Source organism: Bartonella sp. MF74HXZ (assembly GCF_042194445.1).
Lineage (GTDB): Bacteria > Pseudomonadota > Alphaproteobacteria > Rhizobiales > Rhizobiaceae > Bartonella > Bartonella grahamii.
The window spans coordinates 143022-158817 of record NZ_JBHIMW010000004.1; the positions used below are offsets into that span (position 1 = coordinate 143022).

Genomic DNA, 15796 nt, shown 5'->3' on the forward strand with positions numbered 1-15796 from the left:
ACAAAGTTTAATGGGAAAACATTGATACGATTTGCGTTGCACCCATAACAATGCCGATGCCAACACAAACAAAAAAAGCTTTACGCATTTCAACATAACCAGCAATCCATGCAAGCCCAATACCAGCAACCGCAATGGTTGCAATTGATGTTGCAATTTTTCCTGTTAAAGCTTCAATTATTTTATCAAGAGCAGTTTCAATTTTTCCGAAGCCGCCATCAGCAAATGCTGGTTCACTCAGTGCGATGAAGGCAATAAACAGCATCAATGCTGCTGTTAACCATTTCTTTTGTGTGTTGGATAGAGTAGTTTTTTGTAAGGTATGTTCATTAATGAACGAATTATTCATGTTTTTCATGAAAATTCCCCCGCTTTATGTTTAAGTTGATCATAAAATTAATATTCAAAATATTAATCAGGAATCATATAAATGAAAAAAATAAATTTTTCTATCGATAAATTAACAATATTTAATATTTTCTTAGTTAATGAACAAAAAATATAGTAATATTCAAAATGATAATTTTAAAATATCTTAGAGCAGCGCCTAAATATATTGTCTTAATTTATATTATTATTTTGGGAGGCTTTTATTTCAGTCAACATACTGAAAAACTTATGCAATATTCTTTTTTTAAAGTACCAGAAAAGACAATAGAAAACCTTGTTCAAAAGCCGAAGTCACAATTGATAGATTATGCAAACCAACAAGATGAAAACCAACAAAATGTGGCATTGCATCCAGAACCATTGTCATCACAATTTTATGAAGAAAATGTGCCGGTTTATTCAGGTGCTATACAGGTTACAAGTGGTGTGACCTTTAAAATGATTACGCTTGTGGATGATGGATGGAGAAAAAAGATTATCCGTGATATCCGCTTATATGGTGTGGAAAGCTGTGAAATGAGGCAATTTGCCTCACGCAACGGAGTTAAGTGGCCATGTGGTGCTTTTGTTACTGCTTGGCTTGTCTCAAAAACAATCGATAAAAATGTTACTTGTCGGCAAGCACGTGTCATTCAACAGGTTCATTATGCACAATGTTTTGTTGACGGAGTTGATCTGGCACGTTTGGGGCTTGCAGAAGGGTTGATGGTGCTAACAAAAGATCAGCATAATTTTCCATCTCCAGAAGACTATAAAACTCTACAATCTGCTGCTCAAAAAGCACAAAATGGCTTATGGTCGAGCAAATTTCAACAACCAGAAGATTGGCGAAGAGATCATGGGAGCTATAATCCCATTGACCATTATTGATAAAGCGTCTTTTCAAGCGCTATTTAAAAATCAAGGCAATATTCCACTACGAACTTTATCAGAAAAAAGTTAATCATAGTCCACACAGTCCTTGGTGGACAACTCTCCTCAGTAAAAATTGTTGTGTTTAAAGCTCGCGTATGCATATAGGTTGCTTACTACAGCGCTATGTAGGAGCGCGTTTCCTCGGCTATACGTCATTTCGTTTTGCTTTTTAAATGAAAGGCTTTCTGCCTCTCAAACTCTTAATAATCGCACCCCAATCATGACATCAGATCTGCGTTTAAATGAGAAGGCTAAAAGCCTTTGGGGGGAGAGGCAAGGGAACTCTGTAAAAGCACACCATGAGGCGCATGTGCCCTTGATCAATAGCCAAAAGGCTTGTCTTGTCCTTCTCATGCAGCTTTGAAATCATGATTAAAGAGAAAACTTATAGGGGGAATAAATAGCACTTTATAGGTATCATAGGTGTTAATCGAAAAAACTAGAAAGAAGATTGCAAACCCTTGTTTTATCGTGTTGAATATTTTTGCATCGCTTTGACCTTGACATGCTTTTTTTTAAGCTATCAGTCGTTTCAAATAGAGGGAAATATAATGGCAAAAAAATAAAAACCCAACGGCGTCAACAGAAGGGTTTCTAAAATGTCCGTACTACCTATACGGCGAATTAAATTCTACAGTAGTTCCTGAATTAATTTATCGTGATGCATTCTACAAAAGAAATTTTGTAGAATGAGGGTGTTTTTAACATTTTTTTTGCCTCTGTTATGAGGTTAAAATAATTATGGTTAACAAAATATCTGGAAGAAAGATAAATGCACATCATATAGAATTTAGAAAATTAGCAGAAACTGCTGAGATTGGTTCTGTAAGTCGTGGTCAATTGATTGGATTGGCTAGAAAATTAGAGAGAGCTGGTTTTATACGAGAGACAGAAGGTAAAGTTCCCTTGGCTTTATTGAATACAGCTTCGACATCTTCATTTGAAAAAGGTGGAGTTCCTATCGTTTTTAAAAGTAATAAACGACTGGCGTTTGAAATTAAACGGGGTGAAGAACGTGTTAGTCGATTGCTTTCACGTCTTTATGATTGTGGTCTTGTTGTCATGCGGGATTCTGGTAAATTTAAACGCTATTCAGTGCGAAGCCGTAGTCATGGAATTATAACAGTTTGCGGGTTTTAATAGGATTGATTTACGTATTCTTGTTGCTCGATACCATGAACTTAACAAAAAAGTTGACGAAGTCCTAGAGTCTCAGAACAAACAAAAGGATGCTTTGCATTGTTTTCAAGGCTTGGTGCGACAAATTAAAGCTTCTTACGCAGCAATTGAATCTATACCGTTTACATCATTGTTTTTTTCTAGAATGCAAAAAATCATTCATATTATTGGGCGACGAGCTAAAGCTTTGGTAGAAAAATTGCACAAAGCAATAGGTCTTTTGGAGTGGATTTTACAACGTTTTTTTTTGGTAAAAAACATCAAAAACAAAATACAGGCATTTCGCTGACGAAATACACATAGAATATACAACCTCTAACTATGATTGTAATTGTAACAAAGACGAGTGTTCAGATCACTCTGAACACACTCAAAATGCTAACATGACCTTTGGTCATGAAAAAAAGGCTTATGAAAAAATAGAGAAAGGCAGAAACGAACTATCCAGACCTTCAAAAAACACTACATTGCTTCCAATTAAACTAGGACTTCTAATTGAAGCATTGCCTCATGTTGCTATGTTCATGAAACATGGATTGCAATCTGAAAGAGATTTACTCGGATCCATGGAATTTTTAGCGAAAATGAAAGGGACTTCTTTTTAGGCACTTGAAGAAGCTAAAGAGACTATGAGAAAAGATGTGCTTTCTTTTATAGTAAAAGAAAGCACATTGGGGGGATTAGAGTGACAGTTTTACATATTTTACTTTGAAAAGCGGTCTTTTTTACCTTTTTTCCACAGAAAATAAGTTACAATTCCGAGAATGGGAACTCTCAATTTGGCAAAAGGGAAATGTTGACTGAGAGCTGCAAGGCTGGAAACGGTCGCATCTGTCATTAGTTTTTGGCGTTGTTCTTCTGTCTTTTTTTGTTGGTCATAGCGTTGATAAGCCTTGAGAATACGACTGATAATAAGACCTACTCCTGCAAGAGAAAGACAAATTAAAAACATGATACTAGCAGCGGCAAGAGGCTTCATAACAGAACATAACGCAATAAAAACGATGATACATAAAAAAAGCAAAGACATGAAGAATGAAATGCCAATAAACCCATAGCAAATTGCTTGAAGGCGTACTTTCTTGACAGTGCTTTTAAGCCCTCCGCCGACAAGATGGTTTAAAAGAGGAGTGATAAACTTATGCATTGCTTAACGACGCAGTAATTGAGAAAGAATAAAACCAACCCCTGCGGCAAACAAAACGCTTTTGCCAGGATTTTTGCGAACGCATTGATTCATGGTTTGTTCAAGATCACTGATTTTGTCTTTTGCTTGAGACATCATGTCTTCACCACTTTCTTTCGCTGAATGATATAGTTTTTCCGCTTTGTCTTTGGCGGCGTTAAATTTGTTTGCACCAAGATCTGTCAGGGTTGAGGTAATCCCTGAAATTTCAGTGCGTAACTTTTCTAATTGTCCTTGTAGGTCTTTTTCTTCTACGGCTGTTTTATTATGCTGTGTTGTTTTGTTCTGAGCCATGATATTCTTTCCCTCTCTTGATTCATTATATTCGTATTGGTGTGTTCATAGTGATCATTTGCATTGGAGTGAAAATTTTCACTGGTTGAGTAACGCCAAAAGTTTTTTTTGGTTCCTTTTATTTTGTCGAATTTAAGACTGTTTTTGATAAAATGAATCTTTCCTATATGATAGGCAATACCCGTAAAGGATCGCATCCGTTGAAAATTGTCTTATGCTTTTGCAGGAATTTAGCACCATTCTTCAGTTTCTTGTGGCGCAGTTTTTATAATAGTTTTTTAAAAGCGTGTTGAGGCTTATTTTTTAGGTTTGTGACAGATAAAAACACGGTTGTTGCGCTTTTGCGGCAGAAGTAATGTCATTTTTATGCTTTTGCAGAAGAACAAGAAAATAATATTGCTGTTCTTTACTCTCTATGTATTTGGGGGCTAAACGAGCTCTCCCATTATACTTTATATTTTTGGTAAGTGTAAGATATTGCGATAGCTCTTTTTTTTAATATAAGGTATATTTTTATTTTGGGATAGGTGGTACTTCAGTGCACTGGTTGTTAGAGATGTGCATATCCTTTTCTTCAAGAGTTTTATGATATTTTTGCTGCTTATTCTCTGCAAGTAAATATTTTGTTGGGTTTAAAAGAGCCGCTGAAATGAGAGAAGCTTTGCGATATAAGGGATTCATTCAACAGAAACGATGATAAATTATTCTTATAAATTAAAATATTATATGCAATACTTCTTGCGAGTCTATCATTTTGCCAAATTTATGTAATAAATTGATTGGCTAAGATCAACTTGTTGAATTGTTAGAGAAAAATTTCTTGAGTGATTTCTTTAGAATAAGAGAGAGCTTGTGGAATAAAACTATACTTGATTTATCAAGTTTTCTTTCTTAAGAGGAATGCGAAAATGACGTTAAAAGGGTAGTGGCATTGTGGAACAGTGATGCTATGTGGGGTGACGATTCAGCTCATAAAAAAGATAAGACCATAAGAATGTGAGATAGAAATGGAATCTGAAACAGTACCTTTAGATAATATGTCTGCTGTATTGACAGCGCATGATTTTTCTCCTTTTTCTATGTTTATGGCTGCTGATTGGGTGGTGAAAGCCGTTATCATTATTTTGTTACTTGCTTCTCTTATATCTTGGACAATTGCTTTTGTGAAAATTATTGAGATCACTTTGGCAAAACGAAGAGTACGTCATGAACTTCAATTGGTTCTTAATGCTCAGACTCTTACACGTTTGGCAGCTGGCTTGAAAGAAAGCAAAGGGGCTGGTGTGTTTTTTCTCAAAGAAGTCCTTAAAGAGGTGTATCTTTCTACACAACAGGTTCATTTTTCTGCTCCTGAAGGGATAAATAAAAGCTCTGAGGAAAGAACCAGTGAAAGGGAAAGTGCACAAACGCTTGAAGACATTCTCTTTTATGAGGAGAGCAATCAATATGAAGATGTTTCCCGCGATGTTCGCGATGTTAAGGCTCGCGATGTTCATGAAGGTTTAAAAGAAAGGGTTCATTCGCTTTTGTCACGCTGCTTGTTGGCTGCTACACGCCGTGTTGCATGTGGAAGCGCTGTTCTTGCAACCATTGGCGCAATTGCTCCCTTTGTTGGTCTTTTTGCGACTGTTTGGGGAATTATGAATTCTTTTATTGGGATTGCTCAGTCTCAAACAACGCGACTTGATGTGGTGGCGCCAGGAATTGCTGAAGCCTTATTCGCAACGGCTATTGGGCTTTTTGTAGCTATTCCCGCCGTTGTTATGTATAATAGCCTTATGCGTGCTTTGAATGGTTATCGCAATGATTTAGGCGATATCGCTGCGGCTCTTGAAAGGCTCTTGAGCCGTGAACTCGATAAACAAAGACAACAGAAAAGTCATAAAAAATGAAAGCAAGCCTGAATAATGATTGGGATACAGACGAAAGTGGGTTGCAAAGCGAAATCAATGTGACCCCTTTTATTGATGTTATGTTGGTGTTGCTTATTGTTTTTATGGTTGCTGCACCTTTGGCAACATCTGTCATTCCTGTTCAGCTTCCTTCTATAACTCAAACACCTTCAGTGGTTCAGTCTGATGAACCTCTTTATGTTACTTTGCAAAAAGATCGTTCTCTTTACATTGGTGATCATCTTGTAGAACAGGCAGCTTTAAGAGAAGCTTTGTTGAGGGAAACTACGCAAAATTTAGAGACAAAAATTTTAATCAAAGCCGATAGCGAAATTGATTATGGTGCTGTCATCGATTTATTAAATCAAATACGCATGGCTGGATATAATAAAATCGGTCTTGTAGGATTGCAAAACTCTACCAGTCTTACCTCAAGAGGTGTGATCAATAATAAAACCACAGGGGTAGCGGACGCTACTGTCGATGGAGCGGGTGGTAACGTTGTGGGGCATGTGGATGCCGTAACAACGGGCACTGCGGTAAATGCTAATATTTCAGAAGCTGCCTCTGACCAGTGATAAAAAACAGCCTTTGTTGCAGGAAGCAAAGCATATTACTCAAAGTCGTAGAGTGAAATTGATGAGGGTTTTGTCGTGGATTTATTAAACCAAATACGCATGGGTTTGATATTACGCAGGGGGTTCATATATTGAATCGGTTTTTTAAGATTAAGCTCTACTAATCTTGCCTCAAGAGGTGTGATCGAGAAAAACAGCTGGGGTGGTTGTTGTGTGTCTTAATACATCTTAAAGCCCTTTTTGCGACGGTGTTTATAAATGGTATGACGGTAAAGCCCCCCGTAAAATAATAAAAAATCTATTGAACCTCACTATCTTTATGCTTAACAAAAGAGCAAGTGAGCACCATTATAGTATTTATATTTTCTCCCAATGTTGTGACAGTGCTGAGTACAAGTATTCATTATAGGTATTTTTCCATTTTTTATCTACATTCTAGCTACGTTTGGAATGTGAGAGATATATTTTTTATTGATGTAATATAAATAGATTTGCAATGACAGAATCTTACAGTATTGGGATTTCTTATTTAAGTTATAAGATAATTAATTATTATAAATCAATATGATGTATAGATTGTAGACATTACAAACGGTATGTGGGCTCTCAATGGTTAATGCCAATGTTTTTGTTATGGGGGAGGGGTGTCTGGTGATAACGAAGTTTTGTATAGCGCAAGAAACGTAATTGAGAGATGATTGTTTAGAGGTTTCGTTTAGTAAAAAACTTTGAGAGCACATGCACACTCCTTCTACACTTTAAAAGCCCAAAGGACTTCCAGTGAAAGAGTGGTTGCGAGTGTTATATTTTGAGAGTAGCGATTTTTTCAGAGCTTCTTAAGTATGCCCCGTTGAACCAAAACCTCCTGTTCCACGGCTCCCGTTATGGCTTTGGGTATTTTGCTCTGGTTCAATGGCGCAAACATTGACTTGGGATACGGGAGCGATGACTGTTTAGGCAATGCGCATTCCCCGTTTAAATAGAAAAGTCTTCTTGTCCTAAATTGATAAGAAGGACTTTGACTTCACTTCCGGATAATCACACTCAATTGTTCCTGGAGTGTTGAGGCATGTGATGGTGTTTTAAGGCTAAGTCAGAGTGTGGATGGATGCGTGCTTCAAGCCCCACGTGATAAATGAAAAATGAGATCTGTTGGAATAAGTGCCCGCTGCCCAAGGGCAAGAACAAGCGTTTCTTCTTTACCAATTGCTGCTTGTAAATCCAAGACCCGCAGAACCAGCCGTTGCGTAGTGAAGAAGTTTCCTTGTCCCAAGCGCAAGACGCTGAAGGGATAAAGTCAGGGCATGTGAAGATTGAGAAGAGACAGAGGAAGAGTAAGGATGATTGTTTAGAGGTTCCGTTTAGTAAAAAACTTTGAGAGCATATGCGCACTCCTTCTACACTTTAAAAGCCCAAAGGACTTCCAGTGAAAGAGTGGTTGCGAGTGTTATATTTTGAGAGTAGCGATTTTTTCAGAGCTTCTTAAGTATGCCCCGTTGAACCAAAACCTCCTGTTCCACGGCTCTCGTTATGGCTTTGGGTATTTTGCTCTGGTTCAATGGCGCAAACATTGACTTGGGATACGGGAGCGATGACTGTTTGGGCAATGCGCATTCCCCGTTGGATAGAAAAGTTTTCTTGTCCTAAATTGATAAGAAGGACTTTGACTTCACCACGGTAATCACTATCAATTGTTCCTGGAGTGTTGAGGCATGTGATGCCGTGTTTTAAGGCTAAGCCAGAGCGTGGACGTATTTGTGCTTCAAGCCCACGTGATAAATGAAAAATGAGACCTGTTGGAATAAGTGCCCGCTGCCCAGGGGCAAGAACAAGCGTTTCTTCTTCTCCAATTGCTGCACGTAGATCAAGACCCGCAGAACCAGCCGTTGCGTAGTGAGGAAGTTCTAAACCTTGTCCGTGTGCAAGACGCTGAACGGATAAAGTCAGGGCATGTGAAGATTGAGAAGAGACAAGGTGATTGTTTAGAGGGGCGTTGGTTTCAGTGTGCGACATGATCAAGGTATTTCCAAAATATGAGGTCTAGAAAGAAATGGTACTTTAACAAAAGATATCCATAAAACCAAGTCGATAAAGGTTTGTTGATCTAGGTTGTCCCCAGAGCTTGCTGATCTAGAATATTCCAAAACGCCATCTGACACCATTAATAGTATTTTTCAATAATGACATCATCAATGATGGCTTATACCTAGGGACATGCGCTTATTTGAGATCTAAGTTATGTTTACAGATAAGATTTTTTAGATACTACCAATAAGAATACCCGTGGCAAAAACCAGAGCACCACCAATGATGACCTGTAAAGAGGCGCGCCAAAAGGGAGTTGACATGAATTTGTTTTGGATCCAGACGATTGCGCCTAGTTCGAAAAAAACAATGATAAATGCAATAACTGTCGCTACATAAAAAGAGTTGATCAAATAGGGAAGAGTATGGCCTAACCCCCCTAATGTTGTCATAATGCCGCTGGCAAGACCTCTTTTTAATGGCGAACCACGCCCTGATAATTTACCGTCATCGTGGGCTGCTTCTGTGAAACCCATCGAAAGTCCTGCACCAATAGAAGCTGAAAGCCCTATCAAAAAAGTTTGATGCGTGTCTCCTGTGGCAAAAGCTGCTGCAAAAATGGGGGCAAGGGTAGAGACAGAGCCATCCATTAATCCTGCAAGACCTGGTTGAATCCAAGTCAAAAGTGTTTGTCTTTGCGTTTTCGAAGGTTTTTTTACGGTGTTATTGGCCACTGTTGTTTTTTTAGAGGGATGGCTACTCTTGCTTTTTACAAGAGAAGTTCGGTCACATAATGAACCGATAGTGTTTGCACGATTATGGCAAGTAAGGCACAAAAGTTCCTTATAATTTTCAAGCTCTTGAAGCCCCATGGCGGTAAAAACCGCCGCTTCCTTAGAGGAATAAGGTTCTAGAGCTTTTGCATATTTTAAATAGAGCGCTGCATGCTGCTCTTTTACTTTGAGCGCTTGAAGCATCATTTTTTGTGCTGAACGAAAGAACAGAGCTTTACGTTGTACAAATGAAAAAAACGATCTCAACATTTTCTGTTCCTCTGCACTTTAGAATAATTCTAAAACATAAGAAAAATAAACCGAAAGTCAATCTAAAAGTTAAAAACTGAAAAATTGCAAAAAGGTTGCACTGAGAAAAAAGAGTGCTGGGAAGTCAAGAAAGCAAAGGAGATTTATCAAGAATAATGGTCACATGAAAGAAATGATTGCGTGAAAAAATTAAGAGACAATGTGCTTTATTTTGCTAAAGGGGCGTTCCAAAGAAGTGTTTCAATGTATTGATGCTCGAGAATGTAGGGAAAGAAATAGGCTTGGCGTCATCATTCATTTTATGCGTTCAAAAGACTGTAACAGCTCTTGGAATTTGAGATGTTTCTTTAAAAGAGACCTTTTTCAAGGGACAAAAGCCCATTTCGCGAAGGGACCCTGTGAAGAGTATAGAAGGGTAGAGCGACAAAATTTCCATGAAATAATATAAACTCTATTGAGTCTTCTTAATCTTTACGCTTCATAAAAGAGCAAGTCGGCATCATCATACACCTTAGCTCCCAGTGTTGCGACAGTCTTTAGCAAGGTTCATTATGGGTATGGCATTTTATTGTACAGTTTTACGCTACTCGATCCCACTTGTAGAGATGTAAGCCGGTATTCTTATGATATTTACGCGCATTTTAGCGTTGTTACAGCTTTTGCATTTAGGTAGATTTGTTAGCGTGTAACGAATTATCTTTTGTGCTGTAATTGCAGGGACAGATAAAGGTGGGAGTGCATAAATGAGAGAGATATTATCATATTAAATTGTTTGATCACACATAAAAATTTATGCTTTATGAAGGGGCATTTATCGCCTTGTAACTTGCCTGATATCTTGCATGAAAGCCCAAAATTCAGAAGGATTCTCTCACTTCAAAAGTTCTTATATTGAAGCAATTCAAATCATTTTCTTGTGTATCACAAGGAGGGGTGTGGTTGTGGGATTGTTAAAAAGTGTGATAAGTTGCAATGTGAGGGGAGTATAATCTCTGTGTCAGTGAAGGAGATTGCTCTTAGCATTTTGAAAATATGTTAAGTTTCGTAGAAAAAGCGGGGAATATATGGAAATTGATGAAAGTTTGAAATTTTGGCGGCTTTCTGAAAAACTAACAATACTGCAGGCAGCGCTTTTAGTAGTTGATTTAAATCCAGGAAAATGTCTGTTTGACAGTGAAATAAAACCAGAAAAAAGTCGTATTTACGAAGGAGGGCGGCAAATACCGTTTGATAAAACTGCTCATTTCCGAGGAGCTTATAATGCCATCGTTCAAGCGGGAAAAGAAGGGCAATTAAAGATGAAATTGTCGTATGATCCTTTTGGTTATATAGATGCAGATTCCTCATATGTTCTCGTTGAAGATTTAAAAGAATGGCTTTCATCGCGTGGTCTGTACCCTCCATTTTTTTTCCCTGAGGATGATTCTCGTGACGTTAAGGACCAAAAATATGCGTTTCAAGATCCAACGCATCCACGTTATGCTCCAAAGCTTGCAGCGGTTGTTGCTGCTTGGGAAGCGGTGAGTGAGGCTGAGGGCGGTAAAACTGTTAAAAGAACGCTTATAAAGTGGCTTAGTGACAATGCCATTCAGTACAAGTTGGTGGATGATAATAATTTACCAAGAGAGAAGCTCATTGAGGAATTAGCGGCTGTTGCGAATTGGGAACCTACCGGAGGGGCTCCTAAGACACCTGCCAGCTCTCTTTTATCAAAAGAAAAAAAATAAAAAGATCACTAAAATTGTGCTGCTTTTTTTGATAATTTTGAAGGTAATCTCTTTTTCTGGGGGAGATTTTTACTTTTCTTCCCTAGATTATAAGTAATTGTTTTTCAATAAAAATAATTTTTATAGTGTTCCTCTGACTGTTCAGGCGGGGGAAAATAGACATTTTGGGGCAGTAAAATTTACCCTGTAGTTTTCGTAATTTACCTCTCTATTTTTGTTTGATTTTTTTGGTCATTTTGCAATCCATTATAAATTGAAATGAGAATGCAACATGAGAAAAATATTTTCTTTTTTTACGGTGCGTGGAAGTGCAAAAAATCCTCAAGTAAGTGCACCGATAAATACACCGATATTGGAGCAGCCTGTTGCGGATGAGGTGGTGCGTAGATCGTTTAGAGTAGGTCTATTATCGTGTTGGTTAAAGTTTGAACTTATCGTTGTTATGGAAAAGGTCAAAACTGAGCGCCATGTGCGCTCTCCATAAAGAAATCTTGTCATCTATGAGCGAGTGAGGATTTCTCTTGAAAAATTTGCACAATAGTAAAACTGCTTACCAAAACCTGTTCTGTGGTGCAACAAAAAGGATGTCATAAATGATTATCTCATCATAAATATGCTCTAAGAATAACCCGTGCGTGGCGAAAGTCTATGGCGTAGTCGCTATAGATTTTTGCTCCGTGTGATGATCAATACTCTTGTTTATCTCTTGTCAATGCAAGTGCCCATGAAAGTGATGGATGTCTATTGCTCCACTCTGATGCTTGGTTGTTCATGTTTAGAAACGACAAGTGTATTAAATGCGATAGGGCTGATAGAAAGGAGAACGCATCCTGTAAAAAATAGGTGTGTCTTTAAAATAAAGCTGATAAACGAAATTATTTTTTTATCTACCTTTTATACGGCGAGAAAAAAGGCATTCAAAGCGCAAGCATTAGCAATTTAGCAGTAAATCCCCAAATAGCTTAACATATATCGTTTTTCGGAGAAGAGGAAGAAAAGTCTATCTGCAAAAGCTATGTTAGGTCGTGTGACCGGTGAAATAATGTGGTTAGGGCAATAAACAATTGTTATTGGTGAAGAGATAGAAATCGGTTGGGTGTTGATTTCTGTTTTACTACAGAATTTTCTTTGTTATTTCGTAAAAACACTATTTTGCGGTATGGTGATGTAAGCTCTGTGTTTAGCGTTATCGTTATCAATCGGTTATCATATGGTAAGTAAACTAATATTATTCAGATTATATAAGCATTATTAGCTCTCTTTACAGAAACAGATGCGTTCAAAGATGAATGGAGTATTCTGTGTAGTCTTAAAGCGTTTGAATCATTAAATGCTCTTTACTATTTTTTTCTTTTCAAAAATGCTGGCTTTTTCATCCGCTTCATCCGTATTGAGGGACGTAAATAAACAAGTTGTGAGGTCGAATATCTTTTGGTAAATTGAGCGATTGAACACTTCAAGAGCGCGAAGAACAAGGGATTATTTGTTATGCCAAATTATGAAAAATTTTTTTCAATCTTGGAAAGATATTCCCATTGCGGCAAATCATATAAAGTTTAAGCAACGGCAGCACGGTTTTTTGTGCAATGAAATGATAAATATGTACAACATCTCGGTAATCTCCGTGGGAAACTTTACCAGATCAATAGTACGGATAGTGTCTTCTGCTTACCCCAAATCGCAGATATTTCAAAACAACAACGGTGGAGAATGAATGTTGGATATGTTCTAGGGAAGGTTGCAAAAAATGGCTAAAAAGTTCTCAAAAAAAACACCAAAAATGACGAAAGGAGCGGTTTCCCACTCCTTCGTTCCTATCTCCCCTTTCGGGGAAGCGGTCACCATTACTGATGCCGTGTATGCTGATATAGATACACTTATTTTTCTCAAAAGTCAACACTGTAAATGCGGTAAATATTTGAGCATCAGAGCTACAACTTTATGAAAATCTTCGCAGGATAATCTTGGAACGGTACGTGAGCAACTTAAACGACTTACAGAAACTGTTGTGACATAATTGCAGATAATCCATGCTTTTTTATTCTCTATGGGAGATTGTATTGGATACGCGGCGGGATTATTGGGTTGTGATTTCGTTGAAAAAGGTAAAACTGTCACATTTCCATATAATTTTGCATTCTTAGAAAGCACTAAAACAGGCCGCTTTTTCCAAAATTCAGGGAGTATCGAATCATGAGGAAAATCGCACCAAAAAACTTGTCTGATGCGTGGTGCCGATTTGATTCGTGGTTTTATGTGAGGTGGTTTTTTGTAAGGAGCATTTAAATCCGTTTCTCTTATATGCTCGCGCCATGCATTATGATCATGTTCCATCATAACACATGGTTCTTCAAGTTTGGTTATATCTAAGGAAATAGGTGATAGGGTAGAAGGTGCTGTGTTCTTATCTTCAGCCATAGCAGACCATTTATATTTATCGGTCCCCTCACTTATTATTTTACGGCTTTTCTATCATGGGTTTTTATCAAAATGTTTCTCATAAGTACAGAGAGGTGAAACCATAAAATGGATATATCTGCTTATTTTTGTCTTTTGCGTACAACGCTAGAGGAGGGATGTTGGTGACTAGTTGGTGTTGGTGGGTTGGTTTGGCGGTGGGTGGTTTTGGGGGATGATTGGTAACTGGAGGGTGTTGGTTAGGGGGAAGCGATTGGAGAGAACGAGTGCACGCGGTCTCGTTTCTATTTTATGGTTAGAGTTTTTTATTGCTTGAAAGGAGCCCTTTTGAGGCAACATAAAAACTGATAAGCATGTAAAATAGGCTTGAGACGACATTCCAACCGGCAAATGAAAGAAAAAGAAAGCGTGCGGATGCTTCGGAACAAGAAGGGGGATGAATGTTGTTTAATTGGTTAAGTAGCTGGTTAATGTCTGAGGTTTTTCTCACTGCGCTTAAACCACAACTGAGGGGAGCTGCCCAAAAGCCATATTCAACACCTGCATGATAAATGGCTAAAACAAGGCTTATACACATTAAGACAAAAACACATAAAAATAAAAGTTGTATCCAAACAGACATGCGAAAAAACCATGCCCCAAAACCTGCTAAGAGCAAAAAGGGTATGGCACCATAATAGGGAAAACGCTCTATGAGGCATAAATCGCAAGGAAGGTATCCCCCAAAATATTCAAAACCAAGGGCAAGACCTATGGTAGCGGACAAGCAAAAAGCGAGAAAAAAAGCCCATAAACTTTGTTCTTTTCTGCTGGGTTCAAGATGAAAGTGCTTGTATAAAAGTGGGTGAGAAGACAAAACGCACGCCATTAAGTCTGTTCCTTATAAAAGCTTTTTGTTTAAAAAAGCTATGAAAATCCCATAAATTAAAACGAGACTAACACAACCAATGAGAATAATCCATTTGAAATTCTGTACTAGAAAATTCATTGCTTTTTGCCCAAAATGTTTAATCAGCCACGCGAGAAGATAAAAACGAGCACCTCTAGAAAAAATACAAATAAGAATGAAAAGTTCAAGACGTACACTCATTACACCGGCCAAAATTGTGACAATTTTGATGGGGGGAAGATGAAAAAAACCTGATGTTATCAGTAAAATGACTAGAAATTGCAGGGTTGCACTATTTTTCAGAGATTCAAAACTTTCAACCTTACCGTAAATTTCTAAAATGGGTTTGGCAAGAGTATCATAGGCAAAATGTCCGATAAACCAACCGGCAATGCCTCCTAATACAGAACAGATAGTCGCAATTAAAGCATAGCGATAAACCCGCTTTTGATGGATAAGCAGCATCGGAATATATAAAACATCTATGGGAATTGGAAAAACAGAACTTTCAATAAAGGCAATGAAACCAAGCCAGTGTGGTGCTGTACGCCGATTTGCTAAAGAAATCGTCCAAAGCTTTAATTTGTTTAATATCATGAGGCTTTCTATAAATTTAAGAGGTAAAGACTTTACTATAAATCCGGTAGAGAAATCCAACAAAGAAAATATTTCATAAAACAGATAAGAAAATGATATGAATTCTTAAAAAATGAGAAGTCTGCTGTTGACGAATCTGTGCTTCTTCATATAGTGCAAAGGAATAATCGACAAGTCTGTATTTTAAGTCCTGTCTTTTGTAGCAATGTGCGGGTGTGGTGGAACTGGTAGACGCGCCAGACTCAAAATCTGGTTCCGAGAGGAGTGTCGGTTCGAGTCCGACCACCCGCACCATTTCTAATATTTTCCTTTATCCTGTTATGGCGCATCATGTTGATTTATAAAACATGTGGGATTGGTAAAACATGAAATTGATAAACAGTGTTCAATGTTTTGCATGTTGAATGAAAAACCTCGAATACCGTAAGATTCTCTCATTTTAAGTCTGTTTATAGTAAATTGACCAAAATCATGTCTCTTGTACATTGCAAGCTGGATGGGCTATTGTGGCATGAAATTTTACAAAAAATGAATAAAAATGCCTCTTAATAAACCGTTTCAAGGGCATCATTGGGGGTAGGAGTGTATGATGGATGGTGCCAGCTTGTACTTTTATCTTGCACTTTTATGAAGTGTAAAGATGGTGCTCTATAGATTTTATAT

General features: G+C 37.8%; 15 protein-coding genes, 1 tRNA gene and 1 pseudogene. 8 read left to right on the plus strand and 9 right to left on the minus strand.

Annotated features, from left to right (window positions below):
• Positions 1-7: 7 nt before the first annotated feature.
• A complete protein-coding gene (locus ACFIJ8_RS04790; RefSeq protein WP_375639111.1) occupies positions 8-358 on the minus strand; it encodes a TrbC/VirB2 family protein in 351 nt (116 codons plus the stop codon).
• A gap of 158 nt (positions 359-516) precedes the next feature.
• Here ACFIJ8_RS04790 and ACFIJ8_RS04795 point away from each other — a divergent pair, with 158 nt between their 5' ends.
• Complete coding sequence (locus ACFIJ8_RS04795; protein ID WP_375639112.1) at positions 517-1260, plus strand: nuclease; 744 nt, start codon at positions 517-519, stop codon at positions 1258-1260.
• A 786-nt stretch (positions 1261-2046) separates the two neighbouring features.
• Positions 2047-2445, plus strand: coding sequence for a helix-turn-helix domain-containing protein (locus tag ACFIJ8_RS04800; protein WP_375639113.1), 399 nt, complete (start codon positions 2047-2049; stop codon positions 2443-2445).
• Between the two features lie 742 nt (positions 2446-3187).
• Here ACFIJ8_RS04800 and ACFIJ8_RS04805 read toward each other — a convergent pair.
• Together ACFIJ8_RS04805 and ACFIJ8_RS04810 are read right to left on the minus strand one after the other, a co-directional pair.
• A complete protein-coding gene (locus ACFIJ8_RS04805; RefSeq protein ID WP_375639114.1) occupies positions 3188-3631 on the minus strand; it encodes a hypothetical protein in 444 nt (147 codons plus the stop codon).
• Positions 3632-3634: 3 nt separating this feature from the next.
• Entirely contained in the window at positions 3635-3964 is a 330-nt protein-coding gene (locus tag ACFIJ8_RS04810; RefSeq protein ID WP_273787730.1) for a YqjD family protein, read from the minus strand.
• 1007 nt (positions 3965-4971) lie between these two features.
• Here ACFIJ8_RS04810 and ACFIJ8_RS04815 point away from each other — a divergent pair.
• A complete protein-coding gene (locus tag ACFIJ8_RS04815; protein WP_375628775.1) occupies positions 4972-5856 on the plus strand; it encodes a MotA/TolQ/ExbB proton channel family protein in 885 nt (294 codons plus the stop codon).
• Positions 5853-6434 (plus strand): biopolymer transporter ExbD, encoded by a 582-nt coding sequence (locus ACFIJ8_RS04820; protein WP_375628777.1) that lies wholly within the window; start codon positions 5853-5855, stop codon positions 6432-6434. Before ACFIJ8_RS04815 ends, ACFIJ8_RS04820 begins: the two co-directional genes overlap by 4 nt.
• A gap of 836 nt (positions 6435-7270) precedes the next feature.
• Here ACFIJ8_RS04820 and dut (ACFIJ8_RS04825) read toward each other — a convergent pair.
• The 3 genes and pseudogenes from dut (ACFIJ8_RS04825) to ACFIJ8_RS04835 form a co-directional block, all read right to left on the minus strand.
• Positions 7271-7735, minus strand: a pseudogene (gene dut / locus ACFIJ8_RS04825) (dUTP diphosphatase).
• A 181-nt stretch (positions 7736-7916) separates the two neighbouring features.
• On the minus strand, positions 7917-8447 hold the full coding sequence (gene dut / locus ACFIJ8_RS04830; protein ID WP_375639115.1) for a dUTP diphosphatase: 531 nt from the start codon (positions 8445-8447) through the stop codon (positions 7917-7919).
• A 245-nt stretch (positions 8448-8692) separates the two neighbouring features.
• A complete protein-coding gene (locus ACFIJ8_RS04835; RefSeq protein WP_273788648.1) occupies positions 8693-9502 on the minus strand; it encodes a VIT1/CCC1 transporter family protein in 810 nt (269 codons plus the stop codon).
• Between the two features lie 1064 nt (positions 9503-10566).
• Here ACFIJ8_RS04835 and ACFIJ8_RS04840 point away from each other — a divergent pair.
• Both ACFIJ8_RS04840 and ACFIJ8_RS04845 read left to right on the plus strand, forming a co-directional pair.
• On the plus strand, positions 10567-11229 hold the full coding sequence (locus ACFIJ8_RS04840) for a hypothetical protein (RefSeq protein WP_375639116.1): 663 nt from the start codon (positions 10567-10569) through the stop codon (positions 11227-11229).
• Positions 11230-11500: 271 nt separating this feature from the next.
• On the plus strand, positions 11501-11713 hold the full coding sequence (locus ACFIJ8_RS04845; RefSeq protein WP_375639117.1) for a hypothetical protein: 213 nt from the start codon (positions 11501-11503) through the stop codon (positions 11711-11713).
• A 1409-nt stretch (positions 11714-13122) separates the two neighbouring features.
• Here ACFIJ8_RS04845 and ACFIJ8_RS04850 read toward each other — a convergent pair.
• Positions 13123-13647 (minus strand): type II toxin-antitoxin system PemK/MazF family toxin, encoded by a 525-nt coding sequence (locus tag ACFIJ8_RS04850; RefSeq protein WP_273788651.1) that lies wholly within the window; start codon positions 13645-13647, stop codon positions 13123-13125.
• A 172-nt stretch (positions 13648-13819) separates the two neighbouring features.
• Here ACFIJ8_RS04850 and ACFIJ8_RS04855 point away from each other — a divergent pair, with 172 nt between their 5' ends.
• The gene (locus ACFIJ8_RS04855; RefSeq protein ID WP_273788652.1) at positions 13820-13963 is read left to right on the plus strand and encodes a hypothetical protein; all 144 of its coding nucleotides are present in this window, start codon (positions 13820-13822) and stop codon (positions 13961-13963) included.
• Here the strand turns inward: ACFIJ8_RS04855 and ACFIJ8_RS04860 are convergent.
• Both ACFIJ8_RS04860 and ACFIJ8_RS04865 read right to left on the minus strand, forming a co-directional pair.
• Entirely contained in the window at positions 13943-14515 is a 573-nt protein-coding gene (locus ACFIJ8_RS04860) for a disulfide bond formation protein B (RefSeq protein WP_273788653.1), read from the minus strand. The genes ACFIJ8_RS04855 and ACFIJ8_RS04860 overlap by 21 nt on opposite strands.
• A gap of 12 nt (positions 14516-14527) precedes the next feature.
• Positions 14528-15133, minus strand: coding sequence for a YqaA family protein (locus ACFIJ8_RS04865; protein ID WP_015856907.1), 606 nt, complete (start codon positions 15131-15133; stop codon positions 14528-14530).
• 209 nt (positions 15134-15342) lie between these two features.
• Between ACFIJ8_RS04865 and ACFIJ8_RS04870 the strand changes: the two genes are divergently transcribed.
• Positions 15343-15427: transfer RNA gene (locus ACFIJ8_RS04870), tRNA-Leu, on the plus strand.
• Positions 15428-15796 lie beyond the last annotated feature (369 nt).

What these genes read in the sequence shown, in the direction of transcription:
- ACFIJ8_RS04850 (WP_273788651.1), bottom strand. Translation starts at nt 13,647, where the DNA reads ATGGCTGAAGATAAGAACACAGCACCTTCTACCCTATCACCTATTTCC.
- ACFIJ8_RS04865 (WP_015856907.1), bottom strand. Translation starts at nt 15,133, where the DNA reads ATGATATTAAACAAATTAAAGCTTTGGACGATTTCTTTAGCAAATCGG.
- ACFIJ8_RS04835 (WP_273788648.1), bottom strand. Translation starts at nt 9,502, where the DNA reads ATGTTGAGATCGTTTTTTTCATTTGTACAACGTAAAGCTCTGTTCTTT.
- ACFIJ8_RS04815 (WP_375628775.1), top strand. Translation starts at nt 4,972, where the DNA reads ATGGAATCTGAAACAGTACCTTTAGATAATATGTCTGCTGTATTGACA.
- ACFIJ8_RS04860 (WP_273788653.1), bottom strand. Translation starts at nt 14,515, where the DNA reads ATGGCGTGCGTTTTGTCTTCTCACCCACTTTTATACAAGCACTTTCAT.
- ACFIJ8_RS04810 (WP_273787730.1), bottom strand. Translation starts at nt 3,964, where the DNA reads ATGGCTCAGAACAAAACAACACAGCATAATAAAACAGCCGTAGAAGAA.
- ACFIJ8_RS04845 (WP_375639117.1), top strand. Translation starts at nt 11,501, where the DNA reads ATGAGAAAAATATTTTCTTTTTTTACGGTGCGTGGAAGTGCAAAAAAT.
- dut (WP_375639115.1), bottom strand. Translation starts at nt 8,447, where the DNA reads ATGTCGCACACTGAAACCAACGCCCCTCTAAACAATCACCTTGTCTCT.
- ACFIJ8_RS04840 (WP_375639116.1), top strand. Translation starts at nt 10,567, where the DNA reads ATGGAAATTGATGAAAGTTTGAAATTTTGGCGGCTTTCTGAAAAACTA.
- ACFIJ8_RS04795 (WP_375639112.1), top strand. Translation starts at nt 517, where the DNA reads ATGATAATTTTAAAATATCTTAGAGCAGCGCCTAAATATATTGTCTTA.
- ACFIJ8_RS04820 (WP_375628777.1), top strand. Translation starts at nt 5,853, where the DNA reads ATGAAAGCAAGCCTGAATAATGATTGGGATACAGACGAAAGTGGGTTG.
- ACFIJ8_RS04790 (WP_375639111.1), bottom strand. Translation starts at nt 358, where the DNA reads ATGAAAAACATGAATAATTCGTTCATTAATGAACATACCTTACAAAAA.
- ACFIJ8_RS04800 (WP_375639113.1), top strand. Translation starts at nt 2,047, where the DNA reads ATGGTTAACAAAATATCTGGAAGAAAGATAAATGCACATCATATAGAA.
- ACFIJ8_RS04805 (WP_375639114.1), bottom strand. Translation starts at nt 3,631, where the DNA reads ATGCATAAGTTTATCACTCCTCTTTTAAACCATCTTGTCGGCGGAGGG.